Source organism: Micromonospora echinofusca (assembly GCF_017614955.1).
Taxonomy (GTDB): domain Bacteria; phylum Actinomycetota; class Actinomycetes; order Mycobacteriales; family Micromonosporaceae; genus Micromonospora; species Micromonospora echinofusca_A.
In genome coordinates this window covers 1-1,717 of sequence record NZ_WVUH01000620.1, presented here as the reverse complement: position 1 = coordinate 1,717, position 1,717 = coordinate 1, and the positions used below count along the sequence as shown (strand labels likewise).

The window sequence follows — 1,717 nt, the reverse complement described above, 5'->3', positions numbered from 1 at the left end:
GGGGTGGACAGGTCCAGGACGACACCCACGGCGAGGATCAGCAGGATCGAGGCGACGAAGCCGCCCACGTTGACGATGCCGGTGGCGCTGCTGATGCGGTGCAGTGGATTCGAGGTGCGCGCGTAGTCGAAACCGATCACCGACCCGGGGCCGTTGACCGCGAGGACCAGCACCAGGACGACCAGCAGCCAGCGCGGGGCCGGTCCGGGCCAGGCGAGGACGGCGGCCCAGACGGCGGCGGTGCCGGCGGTGATGGTGAAGACCACCACCGAACGGTGGAACGGGTACCGGGTGCACAGGTACCCGACGAGCGGACCGGACGCCAGGGACGCGACGGTCAGCAGGGTGAGCAGCCAGGCGGCGGCGGTCGGCGACAGGCCCTGCGCCTGCACGAGGAACGGGAACCCCCAGAGCAGCGCGAAGACCGCGCCGGAGAACTGGGTGACGAAGTGGGTCCACAGTCCGAGCCGGGTGCCGGGGTGCGACCAGGCGGCGGCCAGTTCACCCCGGACGGCCGCCGGCCCGGCGGGCACCGCCTGCGGACCACGGCCCGGGGTGTCCCGGACGGCGGCGAGCACGAGCAGCAGCACGGTGGCACCGAGCGCGGCGGCGGTGAGGAACGCCGGGGTCCAGCCGGCGTGGTGCAGCAACGCGACCAGGGGTACCGCGGCGAGGATCGCGCCGAGCTGACCGAGCGTGCCGGTGAGCTGCACCATGAGCGGGTTCCGGCGCCCGGGGAACCAGAACGTGACGACCCGCAGCACGCTGATGAAGGTCATCGCGTCGCCGAGCCCGACCAGGACCCGGGCGGCCACGGCCAGCCGCACGTCGGTGGTGACCGCGAAGCAGACCTGGCCGGTGACCATGAGGGCGGCGCCGGTGACGAGCAGCCGCCGGGAGCCGTACCGGTCGAGCAGCACCCCGACGGGTATCTGCATGGCGGCGTACACGGCGAGCTGGGCCACCGAGAAGGTGGCCAGGGCGGCGGCGTTGATGTCGAAGCGGTGCGTGGCGTCGACCCCGGTGACCCCGAGCGAGCTGCGGTGGAACACGGCGGCGACGTAGGCGCTGAGCGCGACCGCCCAGATCAGGACGGCGGGGCGGCGCACTGTGGCCGGTCCGGCGGTCACCTCAGGGTCCGCAGCACGGTTCCGGAGTTGTCGATGTGCGCGCGGACCGCGTCGCGCCAGCGTTGCGGGTCGTCGCCGTCGAGCGCGGCGAGTTGGGCGGCGTGCTCGGCGAGGGCGACCCGGGCCCAGCCGGGCGAGAGCCGGAAGCTGGTCTCCCCCATCCGCAGTTGCCGGTCGCGGAGCCGGTGGTACAGCTCGGCGAGGATCTCGTTGCCGGCGGCCTCGACCACACTGGCGTGGAAGGCCCGGTCGGCCTCCATCAGGGCGCGCACGTCACCGGCGGCGTGGGCGGCGCGCATCCGGTCGAGCCAGTCGGCGAGCACCGGGCGCAGCGCGTCCCGCTGCGACCAGACCTGGTCGGCGGCGTGCAGTTCGACCAGCCGGCGGGCTTCGATCACGTCGGTGATCTCGCGGACGGAGACCGGCCGGATCAGGGCGCCCCGTTTGGGGTACAGCCGGACCAGGCCCTCGGCTTCGAGGCGGAGCAGGGCCTCCCGGACCGGGGTGCGGGAGACACCGGTGGCCTCGGCGATCTCACCTTCGCTGATCAGGAGACCGCCGGGGTAGACCTGTTCCAGGATGCCCCG

At 73.7% G+C, this 1,717-nt stretch carries 2 protein-coding genes; both read right to left on the bottom strand.

Translation table 11 applies throughout. The features are described 5' to 3' along the window. Positions 1–1,130 (bottom strand): MFS transporter (locus GSF22_RS33375; RefSeq protein WP_208817887.1); only part of this gene is annotated, 1,130 nt, incomplete at its 3' end. Continuing rightward, positions 1,127–1,717, bottom strand: a 591-nt coding sequence (locus tag GSF22_RS33370) for a GntR family transcriptional regulator (RefSeq protein WP_208817886.1), incomplete at its 5' end; no start/stop codon positions are given. The genes GSF22_RS33370 and GSF22_RS33375, both read right to left, overlap by 4 nt.